The sequence below is a fragment of the Micromonospora wenchangensis genome (assembly GCF_002210435.1).
Lineage (GTDB): Bacteria > Actinomycetota > Actinomycetes > Mycobacteriales > Micromonosporaceae > Micromonospora > Micromonospora wenchangensis.
The window spans coordinates 68,972-91,831 of record NZ_MZMV01000028.1; the positions used below are offsets into that span (position 1 = coordinate 68,972).

The window sequence follows — 22,860 nt, forward strand, 5'->3', positions numbered from 1 at the left end:
GGCGAGTCATCCGTCATCGGGCGCCGGCGTTGCGCAGCACCTCCCGGGCGATCTGGTTGCGGCTCTGCAGTCCGAGTTTGTGCAGGGCGCGGGAGATGTGGGTCTGGACCGTGCGGCGGGTCAGGAGCATCGTGGTGGCGATCTCCGACGTGGAGCGACCCTCGGCGACGAGCACGGCGACGCGCCGTTCGGTGGCGGTGAGCGCCGCCCAGCCCGACACCGGCCGGGGCGCGCGGGGGCCGCTGACTCCTCGGCGGACTCCCCTGCCCCGTAGCCGTGCCTCGGTGCGACGGACGTCCCAGGTCGCGCCCATGCGGCTGTACAGGCCGATCGCCTCGGTGGCGGCCGCCCGGCACTCGTCGGTCGCGCCGTGGCCGGCCAGCACCACCGCGAGGTCTTCGAGGGTCGCCGCCAACTCGGTCCTGGGGCCGGCCGACCGGTAGTGCTGCACGGCTGTGCGCAGCGGCCCGGGGTCCTCGGTGGCCAGGCCGACGCAGCGTTGCCGCATGGCCGCGGCCCGCCCCGGTGTCTTCTCGGCCTCGGTCCACAGACGCGCCAGGTCGAGGGTGGCCGTCACGGTCGAGGTGTCCGTGCAGGCCGACGCCATCCGGATGAGGTCCGCGAACCACGGGTGGTGGGGGCCGGTTCCGGTGTCGGGGCGGTGCTGCAACATGGTGGCGAGCAGGGCGGTGCCCCGTTCGGGTTCGCCCTGCTGCTCGGCGTGGACGGCCCGGGCGGCGAGGAGGAATCCCTCGCTGTCCTCGTCGGTGCTGCGGCCGGCGGGCACCTCCGGGCCGGTGTGCAGGTGGGTTTCGGCGAGCGCGCGGTCGTCGCGTCGGACGGCGATCAGCGCGGTGACACCCCGTCGTAGCAGCGCGGGTCCGCCCCGGTGCAGGCCCGGATAGAACGGGCCGCAGGGGTCGTCCGGGACCGGGGTCAGTGCCGTCAGTGCCTCGTCCCAGCGGCCGACCCAGTAGTGCAGCGTCGCCTCGGTGACGCCGATGGACCCGGCGGCGATGTCGTGGGCCCGGCGGCGGATCTCCCGGGACAGTCGCAGCACCCTGTCGGCTTCCCGCCACCGGGCCATGTCCTGCAGGCTCACCACGCGGCAGTGCAGGGCGAACATCTCCAGTTCGGGGTGGTCGGGGTGACCGACGAGGGTGGTGAGCGCCTGTTCGGCGTACCGGAGTGCGGCCGGGTGGTCACGCCGGTCGGAGTGGGTGAGGGACAGCACGACGCTGGCGCCGGCGATCGCGCAGTCGTCGCCGCAGCGGCGGCCGGCGTCGAGTGCCTCGGCGGCGAGTTTTTCGGCTTCGTCCGGCCCGCCGGTGCCGGCCCGGGTGATCAGGGCCAGGGTGCCCAGGAGGCGTCCGCGCCACGGTTCGGGTATCGCCGCCGGTCGGGTGAGCGCCTGTCGCAGGATCAGTTCGGCCTCGTCGGTCTTCCCGCTGTTGTTGAGCGCGCGGATCAGCAGCCAGTGCAGTTCGCCGTGCGCGTCCAGTCCGGTGGACGACGCGAGGGCCTCGCGGGCCCGGTCGGCGGCCTCCTCCCACCGGCCGAGCAGTTGCAGTGCGCGGGCCAGTGCGACGCTCAGTGCGGCCCGGTGCGGGTCGTCTGTGGGAAGTTGTCCGAGCTGGGTGTGCAGCAGCCGGACCGTGAGTGCCGGGTCGGCGTCCGCCAGGGCGGGGGCGGATCGCTGGAGCCAGTCGGGCACCCACCGGTTCTCGACGCCGCCCGCCGCTTCCAGTTGGCGTGCCACGGTGAGCGGTGCGGCGGCTGCGGCGGCCAACTCCCGGGCCAGGTCGAGGTGCAGTGCCCGACGCAGCGGCAGCGCGACGGCGTCGTGCAGGGCTTGGCGGATCAACGGGTGGCAGAACGTCATCCGCTGTCCGGAGCCGGCGAGGATGCGGGCTGCGACGGCTCTCTGCACCACGTCGGCGAGGGCCCGCACCGGCCGGCCGAGCACGACGCTGAGGTCGGTGACGGTGAACTCGGTGCCGAGCAGTGCGGCGGTCCGCAACACGTCCCCGGCGTCCGGCACCAGACCGAGCCGGCTGGTCAACGCGGCGGTGAGGGCCGGCGGTATCCGGTCGTCGTCGTCACGCAGGTCCGCGTGTCCCGCCACGACCTGGACCAGGTCCTCCCGGGCCAGGACGTCGGCCAGCTCGTGCAGATAGCGCGGGTTACCGACCGCCGCGCCGGACCAGCGGCTGAGGGTCGGGCCGGGTGGCGCTCCGAGCAGCCCGGTCAGGAGTTGGGAGACCTCCGTGTCGTCCAGCGGGGTGAGGCTCAGCAGGTGTTCGTGGCCCCGGCCACCGCCGGCAGGCGTGTGGGTCGGCCGGGACGGGTCCTGCCGGTGGGCGGCGACCAGGAGCAGGGGCAGGTGTTCGGCGCTGGACGCCAGTCGTCGCCAGACCACGGTCGACGGTTCGTCCATCCAGTGTGCGTCGTCCACGATCAGGACGGTGGGGCCCGCCGCGCACAGGTCGTCGACGAGGCTGACCAGCATGTCGGCCACGGCGGCCAGGGTCGACCCGGTGGCGGGGAAGGCCGGCGCCCGGCCGAGCAGGGTCTGGGTGATCTCCGCCCGGGACGGGTCGTCCGGCCGTTGGCGGACGCCGAGGCAGGCGAGCAGGACACTCAGCGGTGACTGGTGGGAAAGTTGGTCGGCGACGGCGTGGAACACCTGGTAGCCGCAGTCGGCCGCGGCCTGGTCGATGATGGCGAGCAGCGAGGTCTTGCCTATACCCGGCTCACCGACCAGCCGGAGCACCGAGCCGCTCCCCCGTGCCAGCCGGGTCAACGCTGTCTGCGTGAGACTCAGCTCACGCTCTCGCCCGACCCATACCTCGGACCCGAACTCCGGGCCTATTCTCAGCATTCCCATCGAAGGTGAATTGCCGTCGGCGGTCTCTCCGACGACGAATATTCTTGTCCTGGACCGGCCGCCTCACATCACACCGTGTCGGCCGGTTAATCAACCTCTATGGCGACCGCCGCACCGGGCCGCAATGAACTGGCAGGGGGCCTTGATCGACCTCCACCAGATCACAAAATTGCCTGATATCGCCGCCGCAACACCCTATGGTGAGCCATCTTCATAGGAAGTAGTTGAAAAATCAAGGGATGCTCGTCGAGTTCGCGGCGCGCCGGTTTCCAGTCGCACCACCAGGGCCGTTGCCGGATCGCACAATACGTTTCGGTCAGGTTAAATTGTGATGGTCGGTGGGTGCCGCGACGGCGGGCAGGCGCCGCCCCGCCACCGCCGCAGCCTGTCACCACGCCCGAAGGAGGCGAGGCCGACAGGATGAATTCACATCGTCACCGCGAAGGGATTGCCGAATTCCTGCCCGCCTTCACATCAAGTCCGGCGAGGTCGCCGAATCAGCACGCCAATCACGACCCGGAAAGAGACTTGATCTCCCAAGGCCGAGTTCGATGCTACATCGCTGCCCGTCAAATCCGATAGCCCTGAGTGAATCTTCACGCACCTTCGGTAACAGCCACGGACCGCCCCCGCTCCCCGCACACTGCCGACCGGATCACCACCACACGAGTTGCCAGGTTCCGGCGAGACGGCCGGCACGGTGCATCACGACGACGGCCGCCGTGATCGGTCGCGCCGCCACAGCGACCAGACACGAACGGATCCGGAAGCGCTCCAGCCGCACGCCTTTCCACCCAGGCACCGACCGCATCACCCGAGCCGCCTGCGTGACCATCGCCGGGGCCGGGTTCCGGTGCTGACCACCCTGGCGGCCCCGCCGACACACCGGTCCGAGCGTCCGGGAGCCGACGTCGCCGGGCCGGCGATCATCGCGTACCAGCTACGGATGGCCCGGACCGCAGTCGTCTCCCTGATGCTGGCTGCCGTGATCGCCGTGCCTGGAACACAGCAGCGGATACTCTGGCAATCGTGAGTGCTCAGGGTCTGCAGGACAGCGGCGTGGTGGACACCTGGCACCCGGAAGAAGGCTGGGGAACCGTCGCCCTCGATCACACTGACCTGACCGTCTGGGTGCACTTCAGCCACATCGTCGCAGGGCCCACGGAATACCGAAGCCTGACGCCGGGTCAGCGAGTGCGATGCCACTACGAGGTCCCGGGCCAGGACGGCTACCCCGCCCGAGCTGTCGAAGTCGCCGCCTGCTGAGCCGACGCAACGCGCCAGCAGTGCTGTCGAGACAACCTGTGATCTCAGCGGCGGTCCTGGATCTGAGGTAGACCACCCCCAGCAGAATGCACCTACCGCCCCAGAACGCAGATGCAGGTTTCAAGAAACGATGCGTTAGTCCATCCCCTTGCGTCCCAGGGTCCAGAACGGCTTGGTGATCACGTTGCGGCGCGGCCAGTTCCGCTCCTTGACCAGGTGGTGGCGGATCAGCTGGATCGTCCGGGCTTCCCCGGCCAGGTAGGCGCGGCCGGGCTCGGCGGGCAGCTCCAGTCCTCGGACGGCCTCGACCAGCGTCTGCGAGGAAGCCGCGGACCGACCCCGGCGGTAGCTCCACTCCAGGTCCCTGCCCCTCTCCGGGTCCGGGCGCTCGCTGTGGGAGTCGATCAGGTTCAGGCGCTCGTCCGGGGAGTCGATCTCGAACCGGCCAAAGACCCGGGCGTCGGCCGGCAGTGCGCGCAGCATCGGACCGTAGGCGGCCTGCGCGGTCTCCTCCCCGGCGAAGAGGTGGTACGGCGCCGGGGCGGTGACGAAGGCGCCCTGGGGTTTCATCAGCATCAGCTCGTCGCCGGGTCGGGTGGTGCGTGCCCACTGCGCGCCGGGGCCGTCCCCGTGGTCGAAGACGACCAGCTCCATGGTCTGGTCCTGGTAGCTCCACACCGTGTAGGTGCGCAGGGTGCCGACCAACCAGTCGACGGCGGCCGGCCCCGGGGCGAGCTGCAGGCGTACGTGCTGGCCGGGCAGCCAGTCGAGACCCGCCAGATCGGGCCCGGTCAGCGTGACCAGCCGTAGGCGGGGACCCAGCGGCTCGACCGCGTGAACCCGGGCGGCGACCAGCAGGCGGTCGAGCAGACGACTCTTCACAATCGGTCCTCACCATCGGAGTCGAGACTGTTCCTTGCCGATCGGCAAGGAGCGACTTGCCGATCGGCAAGTTATACCCTGTGGCGGTGACCTCCGCCAGCCCCACTGCCGAGCCGATGCGGGAGCGCATCGTGGACGTCGCCGTCGAGCTGTTCGCCCGCCAGGGCTACCAGGGCACGTCGCTGCGGCACATCGCGGAACGGCTCGGCGTCAGCAAAGCGGCGGTGTACCACCACTTCCACGCCAAGGATGACATCGCCCGCACGGTCGTCGGCCGGGCCCTCGACGTGCTCACCGAGGCGTCCGACCGGCTGGTGGTGGCCGGCACCGACCCGGACGCCTGGCAGCGGGCCCTGCCGCAGATCATCGACATCGCCCTGCGGCACCGGCAGATGCTCGTGGTCCTCGAACGCAACGAGGACGTCTTCCACGCGCTGTTCGCCAACGACCCCGAGGTCGGCGCCCGGCTGGCGGCGCAGAACACGAAGCTGTCGGCACTCTTCGCCGACCCGGCGCTCGACCCGAAGGTGAGGGTCCGGCTCGGCAGCACCCTGGGCGCGATCTTCGGCCCCCTGGTGATGCTGTCGGACCACTATCAGGACATGCCAGCCGACCAGTTGCGCGGGCAACTGATGGAGGTCATCAAGGTGCTGCTGGACGGCCTGTGACCTAGGTGGATGATCAGATGGGTCGGGCGCGGCCCGGTCAGGTCTGATACTTGGCGCACATGGTGTTGACCGCTTCCCGCACCGCTTGTTCGATCGCGGTCCGCCGCGGTGCCCAGTCGGTGAGCAGGAGCGTGGGCCAGAAGACGAAGTTGGAGATCATCCCGAGGAACTGGGTGGCCGCGAGATCAGGGTCGTCGACCTTCGCCGAGCCGGCGCTGTCGGCGGCGGCGAGGTAGCGGCTGACCGACTCGAAGTAGGGCATCTTTCCTCGGCTGAACTGCGCCTCGCCCAGCTCGGGAAAACGCGGCAGCTCCGCGATGACGATGCGGAACAGCGCGGTCATCCCCGGGCGGGTGAGCAGTTCGACGTACCGGTGACCGATCGTGGTCAGACCGGCCTGCAGGTTCCCGGCCGACGGCTCCGGCGCGTGGGCATCCTCGACCTGCCAGGACTCGGTCACGATCGCGTCGAAAAGCGCCGCTTTCGTGGGGAACTGCTTGAAGAGCGTGGCCTTGGAGACCCCGGCCACCTCCGCGATCCTGGCGAGGGAGGTTCCGTCGTAGCCGGAGGTCAGAAACAGGCCGGTGGCGGCCTTGAGGATGGCCGCGCGCTTCTCTTCGGCGACGCGCCTGTGGTACGCCGACGGCTCGGTGCTCATGGACCACAGTATGCCCGATGGCGAGGTGAGTCACTTGACTCATCACTCCACCGGACCTAGCCTCAGGTGGTGAGGTGAGTCGGTCAGCTCACCAAAGTCACTCTTCGAAGGACACGTCATGTCGCGTTTCACCAACCAGACCGCACTGGTCACCGGCGGCACCGGAGGACTCGGCGAGAGCCACGTCCGGAGCTACCACGCCGAGGGCGCGAACGTCGTCATCGGCAGTACGGCGGGAAGCCTGAGCAAGGCCACCAGACTCGCTGCGGAACTGGGCGGACGGGCCCTGGCGGTCCGCCTGGACGTCGCCCGTGAAGACGACTGGACAACCGCCGTCGCGGCAGCCGAGCACGCCTTCGGCACGCTGACGATCCTGGTGAACAACGCGGGCGTCCAGAACCCCGCCACCACGATCGAGTCCACCGACCGCGCCCTCTGGGACCGTACCTTCGCGATCAACGTGACCGGGCAGTACCTCGGCATCAGAGCCGTCACCCCCGCGATGCGACGGGCCGGCGGCGGCGTGATCGTCAACATCGGCTCGACGATGGCGTACGGCGGCACCGCCCGCTACGCCTCCTACGTCGCGAGCAAATGGGCGACCCGGGGCCTGACCCTGAGCGCCGCCCTCGAACTGGGTAGGGACAACATCCGGGTGAACGCCATCCATCCCGGAGTCGTCTCGACCAACCTCATCCACGAACCATCCGCACCCGGCGAACGGCCGATCTCCGACTTCTACGACCCAGGGCCCTTCGCGATCCCGCGCCTCGGCGAACCCGCCGACGTCAGCGCAGCACTGCTCTACCTCACCTCACCGGACGCGTCGTTCGCGACCGGCACCGAACTGGTACTCGACGGCGGCCTGCTGCTGGGCCCCGCCCTCCCGGTCGGCGTCGCCTGACAAGCGATGAACTCCCTGGCCCGCGACCGGGCCACCGAGCACGGCCCGGCCGGCGTGCGCGTCTACGCGGTCGCGCCCGACCCGGCCTGAACCAGCGCCCCCGTCGAGTATCTCGACGGGTACGTCCCCCTCATCCCGGCGTCGCCCAGCCGGAGGACGTCACCGAGGTGATCGCCTTCCTGCCGGGCGCTCGTACGTGAACGGGTCCGTGGTTCCCTCGGACGGAGGCTTCACCGCGGTCGAGCCCGCGAAGGGCCGGGGTCGACCAACTGACCGGAGAACGGACGCACGACGTCAACCGATGCCGTCGACCGCCGACCGGAGCGCGTTGATCGACGGATCCCAGGTGAAGTTCAGGACGGGCAGGCCGGAGGCGGCGGCGTTGCTGTCGCCTCCGAGGACCACCGCCCGTGGCTTGGCGGTGCCCTGCGGGACGACGAGATACCAACTGCCCCGCACGTTCGCGATGAACACTTCGTCAACCTCCTGGTCCGGTGGGTTCGGGTCGGTGGCGTCCCCGACGTGGTTCTCGAAGTCGACGGTCGCGCCGTAGTTCGTCGGAGCGCCGGTGTTCAGCCAGAGGCTGGTGTGCACGTGCGGTCCCACGCCGGACTCGCTGCCGTTCGCCGAGGAGCCGGAGTACGCGATCGTCTGGCCCCGGGACACGCGTTGGCCGGCGGCGACGGCGATCCGCGACAGGTGCAGGTGCCGGGTGTAGTTGCCGTCGTCGTGGGCCATCCCCACCACGCGTCCGGTCGCGGTGGAGGTGTCGGTCTTCACGAGACGGATCGTGCCGTTCGCCGCGGCCACCACGGGGGTTCCGGTGCCGACCGCGTAGTCGGTACCCGGCTCGCCCGAGGGCGGCGTGCGGTTCCGGTGGTCCTGCCACGAGCTGGAGATCCGGACGTTTCCGCACGGTCGCTGATAGCTGCCGGCGGCCCGAGCGGCGTCGGGCAGCAACGCGAAGGCGGCCGACACCCCCGACGCGGCCAGCGCGGCGGTCGTGATGAACCCGCGTCTCGTGAGCCCTCGCAGGTAGGCGATCCCACCGAGGTCCTCGGGTCGCGGGTCGCCGTGACCAGCGTTGCGAGGAGGGCCGGAGCACGGCTGCCCACTTAGGGTCATCAATGCAACCTACGGCCCCGGCCGGCGCGGGGCAAGGTCACCCTTCGGGCGTCCTCATTCCGGATGCTGGTCGTCGGCGGGCCGGGCACCGCGGGTGACCCGCTACAGGACGGCCGGCTACGTCCTCGACGCGACTCGTCACGTCTCCGGCTCCGGACGGCCCTGCGGCCTTGGCAGTCGCCCGGCGCCGGCCCTCGCGTCGGAAACCCACCGTCGGTGTGACCACCCCGTTCCCCGCTGCCGCCAACGACGGGCAGCGGCGGAACCTGCTCCCTGCGGGCGAGGTTAGCGACGGTGTCAGGTCCGGACAGCGGCGGTGGGATCGGCGTGTGGGAAGTCGATGCCGGTGGAGACCGTCAGGGGGCGTGAGCCCGCCGAGTCACCGGAGAGTGCGTCAGTTGACGGATGTCTCTCGCCGGCTTGATCGAAAGACTCGACACCGCCAACTGAGGAGGCTGTGTGAAGGTACCGAACTCGACGGTCAATGGGTGCGCGGCCGAAGCCGCAGGTTACGGATCGCGTGCGGAGAAGATCATGAGTGTTCAGCAGGGGACGCGTGCGGCAGCGAACACCCTCAGCGCGGCGCAGGTTCGGACACACCCCTGGTGTGGACCCCTGGACCGGGCACCACAGCGCTATCGGGGACCGCATCGGTTGAGCGCCGGGGGCTGGCAGAGCTTCGTCGACCGGCTGGAGCGCCGGGAGGAGATGGCCGTCGTCCGAGCGGCCCTGACCGGTAACCGTCGGGTCCTCGACGTGGGCGGTGGCACCGGGGAGATCACCCGTGCCGTTGCCGGCGACCTCGGTCGATGCGTCACCGTCGAGCCGCACGTCAACCGTGTCGAGCGGCTGCGGCTGGGCGTGGGCGGCACCGACGGGGGTGAACTGGAGGTCCATCCCGGACGGGCGGAGGCGTTGCCGTTCGCGGACGGTAGCTTCGACGCGGTGTTCTCGGCCTGGGTATTGCCCTACGTCGACGATCTGGTCAGGGCTGTGCGGGAGATCGCCCGGGTGTGCGACCCCACGCACGGCGAGGCCAAGGTGGTGCTCATCGGGGGCTCGCCGGACAACGAGTTGGTGGCCCTCCTCAACGAGGTCTGCGTGCCGATCGCCGGGGAATCCCACGATCACCAGGGCTATCTGCTCGCGACCGCGGCCCAGACGCTGTCCGAACATGGTTTCGGCCGGTTCTCCCTGAGCCGCACCGAAGCCGCCCTGCACTTCACGGAACCGAGTCTGGCGGAGCGGATCCGCTCCGCCGCGGACCTGCTGGTGAACTTCTGGTACGACGGACATCCGCGTGCCGCCGACATGCGGGAGGCTCTCGTGCCGGCCCTCGGCCGCCACTTCGCCCGACGACCCCATGCCATAGGGGATCAGGGGCTGGTCCTCGTCGCCCGGCCCGGGGAGTCCGCTTGACCGCCGATCCAGAGGCTGGAGAAAGCGGCCTGTGGCCTGTGGACAATCCACCCCGGATGGTCGGACGACTGGCCCACCTGCGGGCGTTGAGGCAGGCAAGGTCGGTGAGTGCCGATGCGGGGCTCGTCCGCGTCGCGGTCACCGGCGGACCCGCAGTGGGCCGCAGCACGCTGCTCGACGAGTTCGTGGGAGCCTGCCGCCGGGAAGGCGGGTTCGCTGTGCGCGTCCGCTGCCGGCTGGCGGATCGTCAGGCGCCGACCGCGCTGGTCAGCGACCTTCTCCGGTGCCTCGCCGAGGAGGTTTCACCGGTGTCCGGTGCGCGGCGGTCGACCTGCGAGACGCGGCCACCCCTGCTGGGATGGCAACCCACCGGAACAGACGACTGGGCGGACCGCGACCGGCAGGTGTCCGCGGCACGGGCGGCTGTCGCCGCGCTGGCTGAGCGGGGGCCGCTGGTCGTCGCGGTGGACGACATCACGTACGCCGGCCGCCCGGCACTCCAGTGGCTGCGGCAGGTGTTGGAGGGGTGCGCGCGATTACCGATCCTCCTGCTGGTGTCGGTCCGCGCCGGCGAGCCGCCCACCACGCCCGAGCAGTTGGCGGAGATGTTGACCGACGCGACCTGGTTGGAACTCGACGGGCTGACCGAGGCGGAGACCGGCGACCTGTTGTGCGCCCTGTTGCCGTCCCGGCCGCCCGGACGCCTTGTCGCCGAGGTCCACCGGTGGTGTGGGGGCAGCCCGTACATGATCGGGGAACTCGCCCGGATCCTGCACAGCCGCTCCGCCGGCTCCGGCTTGCCGCAGAGTGTCGACGAGGTGGTACTGCACGACGCCTTGCGCCTGGTGCACGGGCGGTTGAACCGGCTGGGGACCGCGCTGATGCGGATCGTGGAGATCATCGCGGTGGCCCAGGGCCACGGCGGTGTCGATGCCGCACTGGTCGCCCACCTCACCGGCCTCGACGTCCATGAGGTGCTGACCGCTCTGGACCTGCTGATCCGCATGAGGTTGATCGGGGACGCCGAGAGTCTTCCGCTGCGGCACCCGGCCCTGGGTACCGCGATCGCGGCGTCGATGACGGCGATGGCCCGTAGTGCGACGCACCTCAGCATCGCCGAGTACCTGTTCGTCCGGAACGCTCCGGCGGATCGCATCGCGTCCCACCTGACTGCCTCGACGGTTGCGCCGAGCGGGTCGTGGCCGGCTCAGATCCTCCTACAGGCCGCCGACCACGCCCGGGAGACCGGCGCGGACGGCGTCGAAGGACGCTGTCTGGAACTGGCGTCCCGCGTCGCCACCGGTACGCAGCACCGGGAGGCCATGCTCCGGCTCGCCCGTCTCGAGATCCGGCGGGATCCGGAGAAGGGGCTGCTCGCGGCCGTCGCGGTGCTGTCGGAGGACGACGACCACGCCGTGGTGGCGGGGATGCTCGGGCAGATCGGCCGTGCCCTGTACGAGACGGAGTTGGGCGCACACCAGAGCGACCTGCTCGACCGGATCGATACGAGTGTCCGCGGGACGGTGTTCGAGGGTTGGGCCGAGGGGTACCGGAAGTTGCACCGGCCCTTCCTTGGTCGCCCGGTGCAGGTGCGCCGGCGGATTCAGGGGCTGCTGGGTCGACGGGACGCGATGGCGGTCCTTGAGGACGACGACGCCGATCGGCGACCCGTGCAGAGCGCGTGGTCTGCTCTGGATGCGTTCCTGCGCTATCTCGTCGATCCGGACCCGCGGGAGGCGGTGCGGGAGGCCCGGCGGGCATTGGGTCAGGACGGCGCGGGGCTGGAACTTCACCCGCTGGCACGGACCGCGGCGTTGGCGGTGCTTGCGGACGTCGGCGATCGTCACGAGGCGATCTCCTGGCTTGACCGGTTCGATCGGTCGGAGTCCGAGGGCCAGTCGTCACCGACGGGGTGGCTGGCCTCGGTCCGGGGCCGGATCGCGCTGGCCGCCGGCGACCTGGACGAGGCCGGTAGTTGTCTCAACGACGCACTGTGGGAGCAGGGAGAGGGGCCGGATGCATCGCATGATCCGGTCACCGTGATCCTGGTGGGTCTGCTCGCCGACGTACACGTCAGCCGCGGTGAGGTGGACGACGCGCGTACTCTGCTGCGTCGCTTCCGGCTGATCGACGAGTTGCCGCCGGGTTGGCACTACTGCGAGTTGCTGCTGGCGCGGGCCCGGATGCGGGCCGGTGAAGGTGACCTGACCGGAGCCCGCCGAGACCTCGTCGACCTGCGAGCCCGCGCTCACCAGGCAGGCATTCGGCTGCCGGGGAGTCTCATGTGGCGCCGGCACGGTGCCGACCTGCTGGTGGCGGTGGGGCGTCGACGGCAGGCCGTACGGGTGGCCGCTGCCCAGCTCAGGTTCGCCGACGCGGTCGGGTCGCCGCTGGAGCGCGGCCGGGCACTGCGGGCCCAGGCGTGTGCCAGCGGGACGGCGGAGAAACATCGTCTGCTGCGCGAGGCAGTGGCTCTGCTGAGTCCCGCGGAGAGCCTGGACGCGGCGCATGCGCTCGCCGATCTGGGTTCGGCGCTGAGCGGATCGCCGACCCGCCAGGAGGCGATCGCCGCTCTGACGCAGGCGGTGGATATCGCCGACCGGTGCGCCGCCGGTGCCTTGGCGTTGCGCTCGCGCCGACAACTGCTCGTCGCGCACGAGCGGGCGCCACGGCAGATGTCCCTGCGAGGTGTGCTCACTCTGACCCGTAGGGAGCGGCAGATTCTCATCGACGCGATCCGGGGTGCCACCAACAACGGGATCGCGCAGACGCGGCACATCACTCGGCGGACGGTCGAGCTGCATCTGTCGAGCGCGTACCGCAAGCTCGGTATCACCGGGCGTATCGACCTGCCGCAGTTGTTTCGGGACCCGGCGTTCTGGCCGCTGCTGGCCGATGGCCTGCCGGCGCGTGGAAGCCCGTCGAACTGACGAGCTGGCCGCCGGGCCGTCGTGGCCCGGCGGCCCCCCGCCACGGCGTCAGCCGGGTGTGTGGGTCCGGACCGTGCGGCCGATGCGGTGTGCCTCGGCGTGGATTTCGCGGTGCCAGCGTTCACACGGACCACTCAACCGCGATGTGACGATCACCAGGTCCACGGCCTTGTCCGGCAGCAGTGTGCGCAGTCCGACGGCATGGCCGACGCGGTGACCCCGGCCGGCCAGGGCGTCGACCACCTGCGGGTCGAAGTCGAAGAGGGCGGCGTCGGCCAGCCGGTGCGGTATCTGCGGGCCGCAACCCAGTACCGCGACGCGTGTGGCGTCCCCCAGTATGGCGGCCTCGTGGTCGAGTTCATCGACGACCGATCGTCTCCGGGCTTCGATGGTCGCCGCGTTCAGGGCCCGGTACTCGTCTTCGACGTTCCACTGGTGGTTGATCTGGAAGCCGGGCTGTTCCCGGGCGAACCAGCCGAACAGGAGTTCGACCACCGGTTCAGGGTGACGCTGTAGGAACGTCATCAGGTTCGTCAGGTTGCTGGCCTGATCGGCGTCGGCGGACCGGGGGTGTGGCACGTCGACCGCCCACGCGTCCTGGTTGATCTGGAACCGTAGGCCGTGCCGGAAGAGCCGGAACCCTAGTTCGAGATCCTCGCCACCCCAGCTGCGGAAGTTCTCGTCGAATCCGCCGACGGCCCGGAACGCGTCCGCCGGCACCGAGCAGTTCAGCGACCAGAACCACTGCCACGGCACGATGGTGCGGTCCAGGTCGAACGCGAAGCGTTCGAACGCTCGATGCCGGATGTCGTGGAACGTCGCCGCATCGCCGTAGCGCCGGACCACTTCCGCCACCGGTGTGGTCCGCAGGGCGGCGGCGAGGCCGGGCGTCGGGTCGCCCGGCCGGTAGCCGAAGGTGTATCCGATGACTGCGGCGGGACCCGTGGCGTGGGCCTCGAGGTGGGAGGACAGGAAGTCCGGGCCGGGCAGGATGCCGCTGTCCGCGAACACGAGCACCGGTGCCGACGCCAGTTGGGCGCCACGGTTACGTGCCGCCGCCGCCCGGAACCCCCGGTCCGGCTGGAAGTGGTACCGCAGGCGGAGCCTGCGGGCGAAGGTCTGTACGACGTCGCGGGTGTCGTCGGAGGAACCGTCATCGGCGACGATGACCTCGACGGTGCCCGCCGGCATCCGTTGGGCGGTCAACGCTTCCAAGGTTCCCCGGAGCAGGTCCGCCCGGTTGTACGTGGGGATGACGACCGAGATCCATGGTCCGGCGATGTTCACCTGTGCTCCGTTCCAGGTGGGGTTCAGCGCCGCGGGAAGACGGAGGCCACCAGTTCCTGCCGGGCCGGGCCGTGTTCCTGGAAGATGCCTCGGAACACCGAGGACGTCATCTGGGCGGTGGTGCGCACCCCCCGCATGCTCATGCACAGGTGCTCGCCGTGACCGATCACGGCGATGTCGACGGAACCGGTGATCGCGGTGATCTCGGTGGCGATGTCCTGCACGAGGCGTTCCTGCACCTGGAGTCGGTGGGCGTGGCGGTGTGCGATGCGCGCGAACTTCGACAGGCCCAGCACGTCGCCGTCCGGCCGGTAGGCGATGGTCAGCGAGCACGAGAACGGCAGCAGGTGGTGTTCACACAGCGACCACACCTTGATGTCCGAGACCATGATGATCTGTCCGTCGGTCCGCAACGGGAAGCGGGTGCCCACGTCGCCGGCCTGGAAGCTGCTGAACTCCCGCCACCAGCGAGCGAAGCGCGCCGGTGTTTCCTTCAGGCCGTCGCGGTCCGGGTCCTCTCCGATCTCGATCAGCAACTGCCGGGCAATGTGCTCCAGCGGGTCCTGTGCGCCGGATTCCCTCTCCACCGTTGTCATTTCCCTCTCCGTTCGCCCCATACGGCGATGTGCAGCCGAGTCGTCAGATTCCAGCCTCGGGCGACCACTTCGTCGCCGAGTTCTTGCAGCCCCCGCGCAACGTCGTCCGCCGTCCGTCCCTCCGGCATGATCCATACGGGTCGGGTTCCGTGGGCTGCCACCACGGTCGCCACCTCGTCCAGGTCACCGACCGAGCGGCAGACGAACTTGAACGCGGTTCCGGGAACGGCGGCCAGCGCGGCCAGCGCCTCCGGCCGCAGCCGGCGCGATTCCCGGTCACCTGCGTGGGCCAGCTTGGGGGAGACGTTGAACCGGACACCGAGGTCGACCAGCGCGGCGGCCGGGGTGACGGTGCCGTTCGTCTCGATCTCCAGGCGGTGGCCGTCCGCCGTCAACGCCGCGATCAACGGTCGCAACCGGGCCTGTTGATTGAGCGGTTCACCGCCCGAGATAACCACGAGCGGCACCTCCATCGCCGCCAACCGGTCGTACACCGTGCGCCACGGCATCCGGTGCAGCTCGACCCGCGGATCGTAGGCCGTTCCCGTGTCGGCGGCACCGGTCCAGTCCCAGGTGTACGGCGTGTCGCACCAGTGACACGACAGGTTGCAGCCGCCCAGTCGGAGGAAGCCGCACCGTTGCCCTGATGACGGACCCTCGCCTTGAACGGTGCTCAGGTGGGGCCGAAAACCTCGTTCACGACGAGTATCGGCTCCACCACGGCATCACCTGCCTCCCGGTTCTCGTCCACGCGGGCTTTCATGGGCGGTACTCCGCCCAGGTCTTGGGCGTCTCGGACACCCGAACCGAGGACAACTCCGGATAGCGCTCGTGCCACTTGTCGTAAATCCAGCGGGACAGGTTCTCGGCCGACGGGTTCCGGTCCACCACGTCGTTCAGGTGACGGTGGTCGACCTCCTGATCCAGCCATCGGGAGAACGCGGCCAGGTCGCCGTAGTCACGGACGAAGCCGACGTCGCTCAGGGCGTCCCGGTCAGCGGCCAGCTCCAGTTCCACGACGTAGTTGTGCCCGTGCATGCGACTGCACGGGTGCTCTGCCGCCAGGCCGGCGAGCGAGTGACTCGCCGAGAAGTGGAACTCCTTGCTGATGCGGAATGTCATGTCGAACCTCCTGCGCCAACAATGGCCGACCCGAGCGTCCCGTTGCATCACGGCGTTGACCGAGAGGTTGAGGCCGGCCGACCGTAGAACGCGACGGGGCGCTGGCGGCTCGGCCGCTTCGGTGGCTCGGCTCGGAAACTTCGGTCGTCCGCCGTGATGCACGCCGAACCGGCCCGGACGACAGTGATGCAGGACAGCACCTTTCGGGCCCCGTACTTCGGGCTGGCTGCACCTGTTCGTGCCGACACACCTGGAGGCATCCGATGACCCACGACGAGAATCGATCGGGCTCTTCCTCCGCCCTCATAGTCCTTTCCGGAGGAATGGACTCCACCACTCTCCTGGCGTACTACTCGGCGTTGCGATTCAGCCTGATCGCCGTCACCGTGGATTATGGTCAGCGGCATCGTCGCGAGATCGACTCGGCTCGGGCCATCGCCGATCACTACGGTGCCGTGCATCAGGTGGTCGACCTCAGTGGTCTGGGCGGGCTGCTCCCCGGATCGGCGCTGACCGACGACACCGTGACCGTTCCGGACGGTCATTACGCGGAGGCGTCGATGCGCGCCACGGTCGTGCCGAACCGCAACGCGATCCTGGCCAACGTCGCGGTCGCCGTCGGCGTCGCCCACCGCGTCGGCGTGGTGGCGCTCGGCATGCACTCCGGGGACCACTTCGTGTACCCGGACTGCCGTCCTGCCTTCGTCACGGCCCTCCGCGAGCTGGTGACCGTCGCCAACGAGGGGTTCCCCACTCCGCGGGTGGAGGTGCCGTTCATGACCTGGACCAAGGCGGAGATCGCGGCACACGGCACCCGGCTGGGTGCGCCACTGTCGTTGAGCTGGTCCTGTTACAAGGGCGGCGACCAGCACTGCGGGACGTGCGGAACGTGCTACGAGCGCCGGGAGGCGTTCCGTGAGGCCGGTGTGCCGGATCCGACCCACTATCTCGACGACGTCACGCAGTTCGCCCACCCGGGGCGGTGACCACACACGTCACGCCGGTGCTGCACCTGTTCATCGAGGCGTCCCCCTGTCGTCGGGCCGGACGCGTGACCTGGAGGTATGGTGACCGAGCTTCGCCCATTCACTCTCGATGACCGCCTGACCGTATGGGCACCGTACGAGGCCGAAGCCCGCTGGCAGTACGACGAGATCTTCTCCCATCGATGCTACGACGGCGTCCAGATCGAGCCCGACGGGATCGTCATCGACGTCGGTGCCAACATCGGGCTCTTCACCCTCTTCCTGAAGCGCAAGTTCCCTGACGCACGGGTACGCGCATTCGAGCCGATGCCGCAACTGGCGCAGGCGTTGCGCCGGAACATCGAGGAACAGCAGCTCGACGCGGTGTCAGTGAACCAGAGGGCACTCGGCACCCGACAGGAACGAGCAGTGTTCGAGTACTACCCGCTGGCACCGGGAAACTCCACGCGCTATCCGGCCGACAAGGAGCTGCAGATCGCAGTCCTCTCCCACGAGGCTCCCGAGGAGTTCATCCGGAGCCACTACCGCGCTGAACCGGTGGCAGTGCAGGTCGACCGCCTCTCCGACCACCTCGCCCCCGACGAACACGTCGGACTGGTGAAGATCGACGTCGAGGGTGCCGAACTCGACGTCCTCCACGGCATCGATCATCACCACTGGGGTCTCATCGACCAGTTCCTCCTGGAGGTCCAGGACCTCGATGGTCGACTGGCGGCCGTCACCGCCCTGCTCGAGGCGCACGACTTCACCGTGGCCGTCGAACCGTCACCGCTGATCCCACCCGAGATCCGCACATTCCTGGTCGCTGCGGTACGCCAAGCCCCCTGAGAGGTCGCGATCGGCTCTCCGAGGTGGGTACGGGAACCGGTGCCGGTAGCGGCTCGGACCGGCGCTGTTGCGGGCGTTGTTCGAGCTGCTGCGCGGCCCGGCGGTCACCCACCGCGCAGCACGCCGAGCGCTGGCGATCACGCACGGGGTGCTCGGGGTCCGGCAGGCCGTGCGTCGAGGGGTTCGGCGAGGAACTCATGGGCGCCCCGCAGCCGGGTACCGAGTAGCGTCTGTGCCCGCTGGATGGTCAATCGGATCTCGGCCGGTCGATGGGGATTCGCGCTGCGAATCGGCCGGATCGTCGCCGGGTCGAGGCCGTCGCGCGCCGCCACCAGCAGGCCGAGCTCATACCGGCTGACGGCATCTGCGCCCGCTACGTTCAGGATTCCGCGATAGCTGCTGGCGGCCAGTTCGACAAGTGCTTCGGCCAGGTCGTTGACGTGCACCGCGTTGCGGACCTCGTCGGTGAACAGCCCACCATGGCGGCGACCAGACGCCAGGTCGTGAGTCAACCGCTCGTGGTCGCCACGTCCGTCGCCCAGAACGAGCGAGGTCCGGACGACGACGGCGTTGCGGTGCACCGCCCGGACGGCGGTCTCGGCGGCTGCTTTCGCAGCACCGTACGGGTATATCGGATCGGGTGCGGCATCCTCGGTGTAGTGCGTCGCCCGCCCGGAGAACACCGAATCGCTGGACACGTGCACGAGTCGAACACCAGCGGTCGCGACGGCTACGTTGGCGGTCCCGTCGGCGGTGGCTACCCAGTCGTTCCGGTCGCGGGAAGCGGCGGCGTGGATGACCACGTCCGGCCGGATCCGGCGCAGAAGCTCTCGTATGGCTGCCGGATCGCAGATGTCCAACTGCTGGTCGGCGGTCTCGGTCGCCGTCGCGAAGTAGGTGCCGACCACGTCCCAGCCCGCCGCGACGGCTCGGTGAAACAGGTGTCGGCCGAGCGTTCCGCTGCCGCCCGTAATCAGCAGACGGCCGTTCACGGGACCGGTGACACCACGTCGGGGGTGGTGTCCTGTGCCGCCTGGGCGGAGTCTGTCGGTGAAGCCACCCAGCGGTCGGGGTGCCTGCGGTACCACTGCACGGTCTCGGCCAGCCCCTCGGTGAGCGACCGGATCGGCCGGTAGCCGAGGTCTCGGGCGGCCTTGGTCCAGTCCATCGAGTATCGGATGTCGTTGGACCTGCGGTCGGAAACGTAGTCGACCGAACTCCAGTCGGCACCGCAGGCGCGCAGGACGGTCCGGGCCAATTCGTTGTTGGTCAGCGCGGTACCGCCGCCGATGTTGTATATCTCGCCCGGGATCCCCTTGTGGAGCACCAGTTCGATGCCACGGCAGTTGTCCTCGACGTGAAGCCAGTTCCGGATGTGCTCACCATGGCCGTGGATGCCGACGCGGCCTCCAGCGAGCAGGCTCGTCACGAAGGCAGGGACGATCTTTTCATGGTGCTGGCCCGGGCCGTAGTTGTTCGTGGACCGGGTGATGCACACCGGTACGCCGTAGGTGTGGAAGTACGAGTTGGCGACCATGTCACTGGCTGCCTTGGATGCGGCGTAGGGATTCGTCGGCCGGAGTGGGTCGTTCTCGGAGGCGGTCCCGGTCGGCAGGGGTCCGTACACCTCGTCGGTCGACACGTGCACGAACTTCCGAACGCCCAGATGAGCCGCGGCCTCGAGCAGCATACGGGTGCCCTGCACGTTGGTGGCGACGAACTTCTCCGTTGTCTCGAATGACCTGTCGACATGTGACTCGGCGGCGAGGTGGACGACAGCGTCGTGGGTTGCGACCAGGTCAGCGACCACCGTGCCGTCCAGGATGTCCCCCTCGATGAATGACAGCCGCGGATGGTTCAGCACCCCGTCCAGGTTGTATACGGTGCCGGCGTAGGTCAGCGCATCCAACACGGTCACGCGGGAGATGTTCCCGTCGCGTAGCAGGCGCCGAACGAAATGCGAGCCGATGAACCCCGCGCCACCGGTGACCAGAACTCTGTCCACAGCCGCACACCATCCTCGAAACAGCGGTTAGTCGTTACCAGTCCCGACCATCATGGTCGTCGGCCGTGGCCACTCACATCTCGGCCGCCCCCGAAGTGTTGCCCCAACTCCGACCGAGACTCGGCCCACCGGTGTGGCGCGACTTCCGTTCCGCTGTCAGCCCCGCCCTATCGGAGGTGCGTCGCTGACCTCTCGGTCAGAGCCCGTGATGCGCCGCCCCGCGACCGGCGACGACGATGACCTACGAGGCCGGACCTCAGTTCCTGCTACGAGGAGAAACCATGAACATTGCCTTGGTCCTGTTGACGCACAATCCGGACGAGCCCGCTGGCGTGGAACGCGGGATTGCGTCACTCGCCGACGGTCTACGCGAACTCGGCCACCGCGCGATCATCATCGCCGCCGGTCCGCCGACCGCCGCGGACGGGCCGGACACGGTGCGCCTGAAGACGTTGACCCTGTCGCCCCCGGTCGTGTTCGACGACGTGAACGTCATGCCGGACGACCCGGATCCGCTCCGGCAGGAGGTCCTGAGCCTCATGGCCGAACACGAGATCGATGTCGCCTGCTGGACCGATGCCGGCGTGGGCCTCGGATATCTCGGTGCGGCACCGGCCGGAGTCCGTACGGCGCTGATGGTCTACTTCCTGCGCGTCGACGAACCGATGGCGAAGAGTCTGGCACTCAAGCCCGACGCCGTGATCTCCATCAGCGATTTTCTGATCGACGAGGCCGCACGGGCCGGTCTCGACTCCACCGGCTGGCACTCCCTGCCCAACGCGCTGTTGTGCCCGGGGAACCCTCCCGACCACGCCGTGCGTGAGCAGCTGCGGCAGACCGGGCCGGTTCGGATCCTCGCTCGAGCCGACCCGTCCAAGGGAGTGGCGGACCTGTTGAAGGCATATCCGGAGGGTTTCGGTCGGCAGGTGGAGATCGTGCTCGGCGAGGCGGCTTTCGAGCTGTGGCCCGGCATGCAGCGCGACATGATCGCGGAGTGCCGGCAACTGGCTGCCAAGCTGCCGGGTGTCGAGATCCTGCCTGCCATTCCCTGGACGGACGCGCAGCCGTTCCTCGGTAGCGCATCGGTGGTGCTCGTGCCGTCCACCAGTCCCGAGACGTTCTGCAACGTCGCGGCCGAGGCGCTGTCGATGGGGACGCCGGTCGTCGGTTACGGCTTCGGGCACCTTCCCGTGCTGGTCGGCGAGGCCGGACGGATCGTGAGTGTGGATGTGGTCGGCGGCTTCGGACATCTTCCCGCGCTGACCGGCACGGCGCTTGAGATGATCGACTTGGACAGCGGGCCCGCCCGGCTCTGGGATGCGACGGCGGATCTGCTGGCGGACCCGGATACCTACCATCGGGCGTCGCAGCAGGCACCCCGGCAGGTGGCTGCCCAGACGCCGACGGCCGTCGCAGCGGAGTTCCTGCGCCTCACCATGGGCGCTGCGTGAACTGACCGCCCGTCGGGCGAACCCGTCGCCTGGCCGGGTTCGACGAGGCATGCCGGGCAGCCTTGCCATGACGCCTGGGGGAAGAGGCCAGGCACTGCCCTATGATCTGCCAGGTCACCGGGTGGCAGGGAAAGGTATGGCATGGCAGTCGTGTTCCCGGTCGAGGTCGACCAGTTCATATCCGCGGCGGCCCGCCTGAGCCCGCACGACATCGACCAGGTCAACGAGATCCGGATGCGGTTGTTTCGCGAGCACGGCCACCTGCCGACACCGAAGCTGTCGGCGGCCGCGTTCAGCAAACTCGATGGACGTGTCCGCGCCGAGCTGAGGGCCCGCGGCCCAGAGTTCTGGGCGTACCGCGTCGGTGCGATCAGCGGCGCGATCGGGGCGACATTCAAAGCCGCCTCGGCGATCTGGAAGCCCGAGCAGTTGACCGTCGAGGACTACCGCTTGACCGTCGAGCCATTCACGCAGATCGGGCTCGTGACACCGCCCCACCCCGACGCGCTCGCCACCGACCCCCACTGAAGCTCTCCCGGGTACTCGCGGAAACTGGACCGGTACGGCGACGGGATCGGCTGCGAATAGCCGCAGTCGTGGGGGTTCCGGTGTTCGTCGACTCAGAACCTGTGAGCGACGGCAACTTTGGTCCTGTCGCCGGCATGTCTCAGTGCTCAGGAAACGGACGGTTCGATCTCCCCCGCGAAGACGATGAACTGGTCGATGAGGCTCCGCCGCAGATGGACGACGTCCGTTCCCGCCAGGCGGGGACCTCCATCCGGCGTGGTGAAGACCCACCGGTACCGGGCCCACTCGTCAGGCATGTCCACCGCCGAGCAGCGCACCATCGTGCCGGCCCCCGCCGGATGACGCCGCATGTCCAGCACGAACCGCTCGACCGCCGCGATTCCCTCACTACGACCCAACGGCCCCCAAAAGACCACGTCCGAGGTGAGAGCCCGGGCCAGCAGGGCAGTCACCTGGCTGTCATCCGAGGCGTTGAACGCCGAGATGAACCTGTCGATCGCGGAGCGTGCGATGTCTTCCTGCATGCCCCCAGTAATACCAGCCGTCTCGCCTGCGCTCGCCCGCGAACCGCCTCCCGACCAGGCGAACCATCCCGATGACAACATCAGAGACGTGGCGGAGACCGGGCAGCACCACGACCCGAACGCGCCGAAAGCGAGATGCCCACCTGCCGTGGGACTCCACGGTCGAACGGGTGGTTGCCCTGCTTTGTCAGAGCTGGGAGCCTCCGCCGTCGACCGTGAGTTCGGCGCCGGTGGTGTAGGTGGCGTCGAAGGCGAGGAACACCACCGCCTTGGCGACTTCGGCAGGCGTTCCCATCCGCAGCATCGGGTTGTCCGCGGCCATCTGCGCTCTCGTCTGCTCGGCCGCCTCCGCCGGCATCGACTTGGCCAGGATGCCGGAGTCGATGGGGCCGGGGCTGACCGCGTTGACGCGGATCTTCCGTGGAAGTAGCTCGCGCGCCAGGCTGCGCGTCATCGAGCGCACCGCGGCCTTGGTGGCCGCGTAGGCGCTGAGCGTGGGCAGGCCCAGAACGTTCGCGACGGACGTGGTCAGCACCACCCCGCTGCCGTCGGACATGAGTGGAGCGAGCTTCTGCACCGTGAAGTACGGGCCCTTGGCGTTGACGGCGAGGAGCTGGTCGAACAGGCTCTCGCTGGTCGACTCGAACGGCGCGAAGCCGTTGATGCCGGCGTTGACGAACAGGGCGTCCACGGTGCCGAACTCCGCCCTCACCCGGTCGGCCAGTGGGCTTGACCCGTTTCGACGGACAGGGTCGATGTGTTGATCTTAGTCAGGCTGCCTGGACCGTTGGTAG

At 69.2% G+C, this 22,860-nt stretch carries 21 protein-coding genes and 1 pseudogene; 10 read left to right on the forward strand and 12 right to left on the reverse strand.

The genetic code is table 11. The annotated features are described in order from the left end of the window. Positions 1-13 precede the first annotated feature (13 nt). On the reverse strand, positions 14-2,887 hold the full coding sequence (locus B5D80_RS17735; RefSeq protein WP_088644998.1) for a helix-turn-helix transcriptional regulator: 2,874 nt from the start codon (positions 2,885-2,887) through the stop codon (positions 14-16). 1,029 nt (positions 2,888-3,916) lie between these two features. On the opposite strand from B5D80_RS17735, the gene B5D80_RS17745 reads away from it, so the two are divergent. Next, positions 3,917-4,153 carry a cold-shock protein gene (locus tag B5D80_RS17745; protein ID WP_211291558.1) on the forward strand — a complete coding sequence of 79 codons (237 nt, stop codon included), beginning with the start codon at positions 3,917-3,919 and terminating at the stop codon, positions 4,151-4,153. Positions 4,154-4,288: 135 nt separating this feature from the next. Here the strand turns inward: B5D80_RS17745 and B5D80_RS17750 are convergent, their stop codons facing one another. Continuing rightward, positions 4,289-5,035, reverse strand: coding sequence for a siderophore-interacting protein (locus B5D80_RS17750; protein ID WP_211291559.1), 747 nt, complete (start codon positions 5,033-5,035; stop codon positions 4,289-4,291). Positions 5,036-5,121: 86 nt separating this feature from the next. Here B5D80_RS17750 and B5D80_RS17755 point away from each other — a divergent pair, with 86 nt between their 5' ends. Beyond that, a complete protein-coding gene (locus B5D80_RS17755; protein ID WP_144081698.1) occupies positions 5,122-5,703 on the forward strand; it encodes a TetR/AcrR family transcriptional regulator in 582 nt (193 codons plus the stop codon). A 37-nt stretch (positions 5,704-5,740) separates the two neighbouring features. Here B5D80_RS17755 and B5D80_RS17760 read toward each other — a convergent pair whose 3' ends face one another. Continuing rightward, the gene (locus tag B5D80_RS17760) at positions 5,741-6,361 is read right to left on the reverse strand and encodes a TetR/AcrR family transcriptional regulator (protein ID WP_088645002.1); all 621 of its coding nucleotides are present in this window, start codon (positions 6,359-6,361) and stop codon (positions 5,741-5,743) included. Positions 6,362-6,479: 118 nt separating this feature from the next. On the opposite strand from B5D80_RS17760, the gene B5D80_RS17765 reads away from it, so the two are divergent. Next, a complete protein-coding gene (locus B5D80_RS17765; RefSeq protein WP_088645003.1) occupies positions 6,480-7,265 on the forward strand; it encodes an SDR family NAD(P)-dependent oxidoreductase in 786 nt (261 codons plus the stop codon). A 294-nt stretch (positions 7,266-7,559) separates the two neighbouring features. Here B5D80_RS17765 and B5D80_RS17770 read toward each other — a convergent pair whose 3' ends face one another. Continuing rightward, positions 7,560-8,390 (reverse strand): M23 family metallopeptidase, encoded by an 831-nt coding sequence (locus B5D80_RS17770; RefSeq protein ID WP_088645004.1) that lies wholly within the window; start codon positions 8,388-8,390, stop codon positions 7,560-7,562. Positions 8,391-8,849: 459 nt separating this feature from the next. On the opposite strand from B5D80_RS17770, the gene B5D80_RS17775 reads away from it, so the two are divergent. Together B5D80_RS17775 and B5D80_RS17780 are read left to right on the forward strand one after the other, a co-directional pair. Continuing rightward, on the forward strand, positions 8,850-9,809 hold the full coding sequence (locus B5D80_RS17775; RefSeq protein WP_245854703.1) for a class I SAM-dependent methyltransferase: 960 nt from the start codon (positions 8,850-8,852) through the stop codon (positions 9,807-9,809). A 56-nt stretch (positions 9,810-9,865) separates the two neighbouring features. Continuing rightward, complete coding sequence (locus tag B5D80_RS17780) at positions 9,866-12,739, forward strand: LuxR C-terminal-related transcriptional regulator (protein ID WP_088645006.1); 2,874 nt, start codon at positions 9,866-9,868, stop codon at positions 12,737-12,739. Positions 12,740-12,787: 48 nt separating this feature from the next. Here the strand turns inward: B5D80_RS17780 and B5D80_RS17785 are convergent, their stop codons facing one another. The 4 genes from B5D80_RS17785 to B5D80_RS17800 all read right to left on the reverse strand — a co-directional run bounded on the left by B5D80_RS17785 (position 12,788) and on the right by B5D80_RS17800 (position 15,744). Next, positions 12,788-14,026, reverse strand: a complete 1,239-nt coding sequence (locus tag B5D80_RS17785; protein WP_158224210.1) for a glycosyltransferase family 2 protein — start codon at positions 14,024-14,026, stop codon at positions 12,788-12,790. Positions 14,027-14,049: 23 nt separating this feature from the next. Then, the gene (folE, locus tag B5D80_RS17790) at positions 14,050-14,622 is read right to left on the reverse strand and encodes a GTP cyclohydrolase I (protein WP_088645008.1); all 573 of its coding nucleotides are present in this window, start codon (positions 14,620-14,622) and stop codon (positions 14,050-14,052) included. Continuing rightward, positions 14,619-15,299: a 7-carboxy-7-deazaguanine synthase QueE gene (locus B5D80_RS17795; RefSeq protein ID WP_342747117.1), complete on the reverse strand. Its 681-nt coding sequence runs from the start codon at positions 15,297-15,299 to the stop codon at positions 14,619-14,621. Before B5D80_RS17795 ends, folE begins: the two co-directional genes overlap by 4 nt. A gap of 82 nt (positions 15,300-15,381) precedes the next feature. Beyond that, a complete protein-coding gene (locus B5D80_RS17800) occupies positions 15,382-15,744 on the reverse strand; it encodes a 6-pyruvoyl trahydropterin synthase family protein (protein WP_088645009.1) in 363 nt (120 codons plus the stop codon). 263 nt (positions 15,745-16,007) lie between these two features. On the opposite strand from B5D80_RS17800, the gene queC reads away from it, so the two are divergent. Together queC and B5D80_RS17810 are read left to right on the forward strand one after the other, a co-directional pair. Continuing rightward, positions 16,008-16,730, forward strand: a complete 723-nt coding sequence (gene queC / locus B5D80_RS17805) for a 7-cyano-7-deazaguanine synthase QueC (protein ID WP_088645010.1) — start codon at positions 16,008-16,010, stop codon at positions 16,728-16,730. An 81-nt stretch (positions 16,731-16,811) separates the two neighbouring features. Next, complete coding sequence (locus B5D80_RS17810) at positions 16,812-17,558, forward strand: FkbM family methyltransferase (protein WP_158224211.1); 747 nt, start codon at positions 16,812-16,814, stop codon at positions 17,556-17,558. Between the two features lie 137 nt (positions 17,559-17,695). On the opposite strand, the gene B5D80_RS17815 is transcribed toward B5D80_RS17810, so the two are convergent. Together B5D80_RS17815 and rfbB are read right to left on the reverse strand one after the other, a co-directional pair. Further along, complete coding sequence (locus B5D80_RS17815) at positions 17,696-18,550, reverse strand: SDR family oxidoreductase (RefSeq protein ID WP_088645012.1); 855 nt, start codon at positions 18,548-18,550, stop codon at positions 17,696-17,698. Further along, positions 18,547-19,563 carry a dTDP-glucose 4,6-dehydratase gene (gene rfbB, locus B5D80_RS17820; protein WP_088645013.1) on the reverse strand — a complete coding sequence of 339 codons (1,017 nt, stop codon included), beginning with the start codon at positions 19,561-19,563 and terminating at the stop codon, positions 18,547-18,549. Before rfbB ends, B5D80_RS17815 begins: the two co-directional genes overlap by 4 nt. Before the next feature lie 281 nt (positions 19,564-19,844). On the opposite strand from rfbB, the gene B5D80_RS17825 reads away from it, so the two are divergent. The 3 genes and pseudogenes from B5D80_RS17825 to B5D80_RS35135 all read left to right on the forward strand — a co-directional run. Continuing rightward, entirely contained in the window at positions 19,845-21,014 is a 1,170-nt protein-coding gene (locus B5D80_RS17825) for a glycosyltransferase family 4 protein (RefSeq protein ID WP_088645014.1), read from the forward strand. Between the two features lie 141 nt (positions 21,015-21,155). Then, positions 21,156-21,542, forward strand: coding sequence for a hypothetical protein (locus tag B5D80_RS17830; protein WP_088645015.1), 387 nt, complete (start codon positions 21,156-21,158; stop codon positions 21,540-21,542). A gap of 3 nt (positions 21,543-21,545) precedes the next feature. After that, positions 21,546-21,602: pseudogene (locus B5D80_RS35135) on the forward strand (excalibur calcium-binding domain-containing protein); the annotation flags it as partial. 86 nt (positions 21,603-21,688) lie between these two features. Here B5D80_RS35135 and B5D80_RS17835 read toward each other — a convergent pair. After that, a complete protein-coding gene (locus B5D80_RS17835) occupies positions 21,689-22,066 on the reverse strand; it encodes a nuclear transport factor 2 family protein (protein ID WP_088645016.1) in 378 nt (125 codons plus the stop codon). Positions 22,067-22,253: 187 nt separating this feature from the next. Beyond that, entirely contained in the window at positions 22,254-22,823 is a 570-nt protein-coding gene (locus B5D80_RS17840) for an SDR family oxidoreductase (protein ID WP_211291561.1), read from the reverse strand. Positions 22,824-22,860 lie beyond the last annotated feature (37 nt).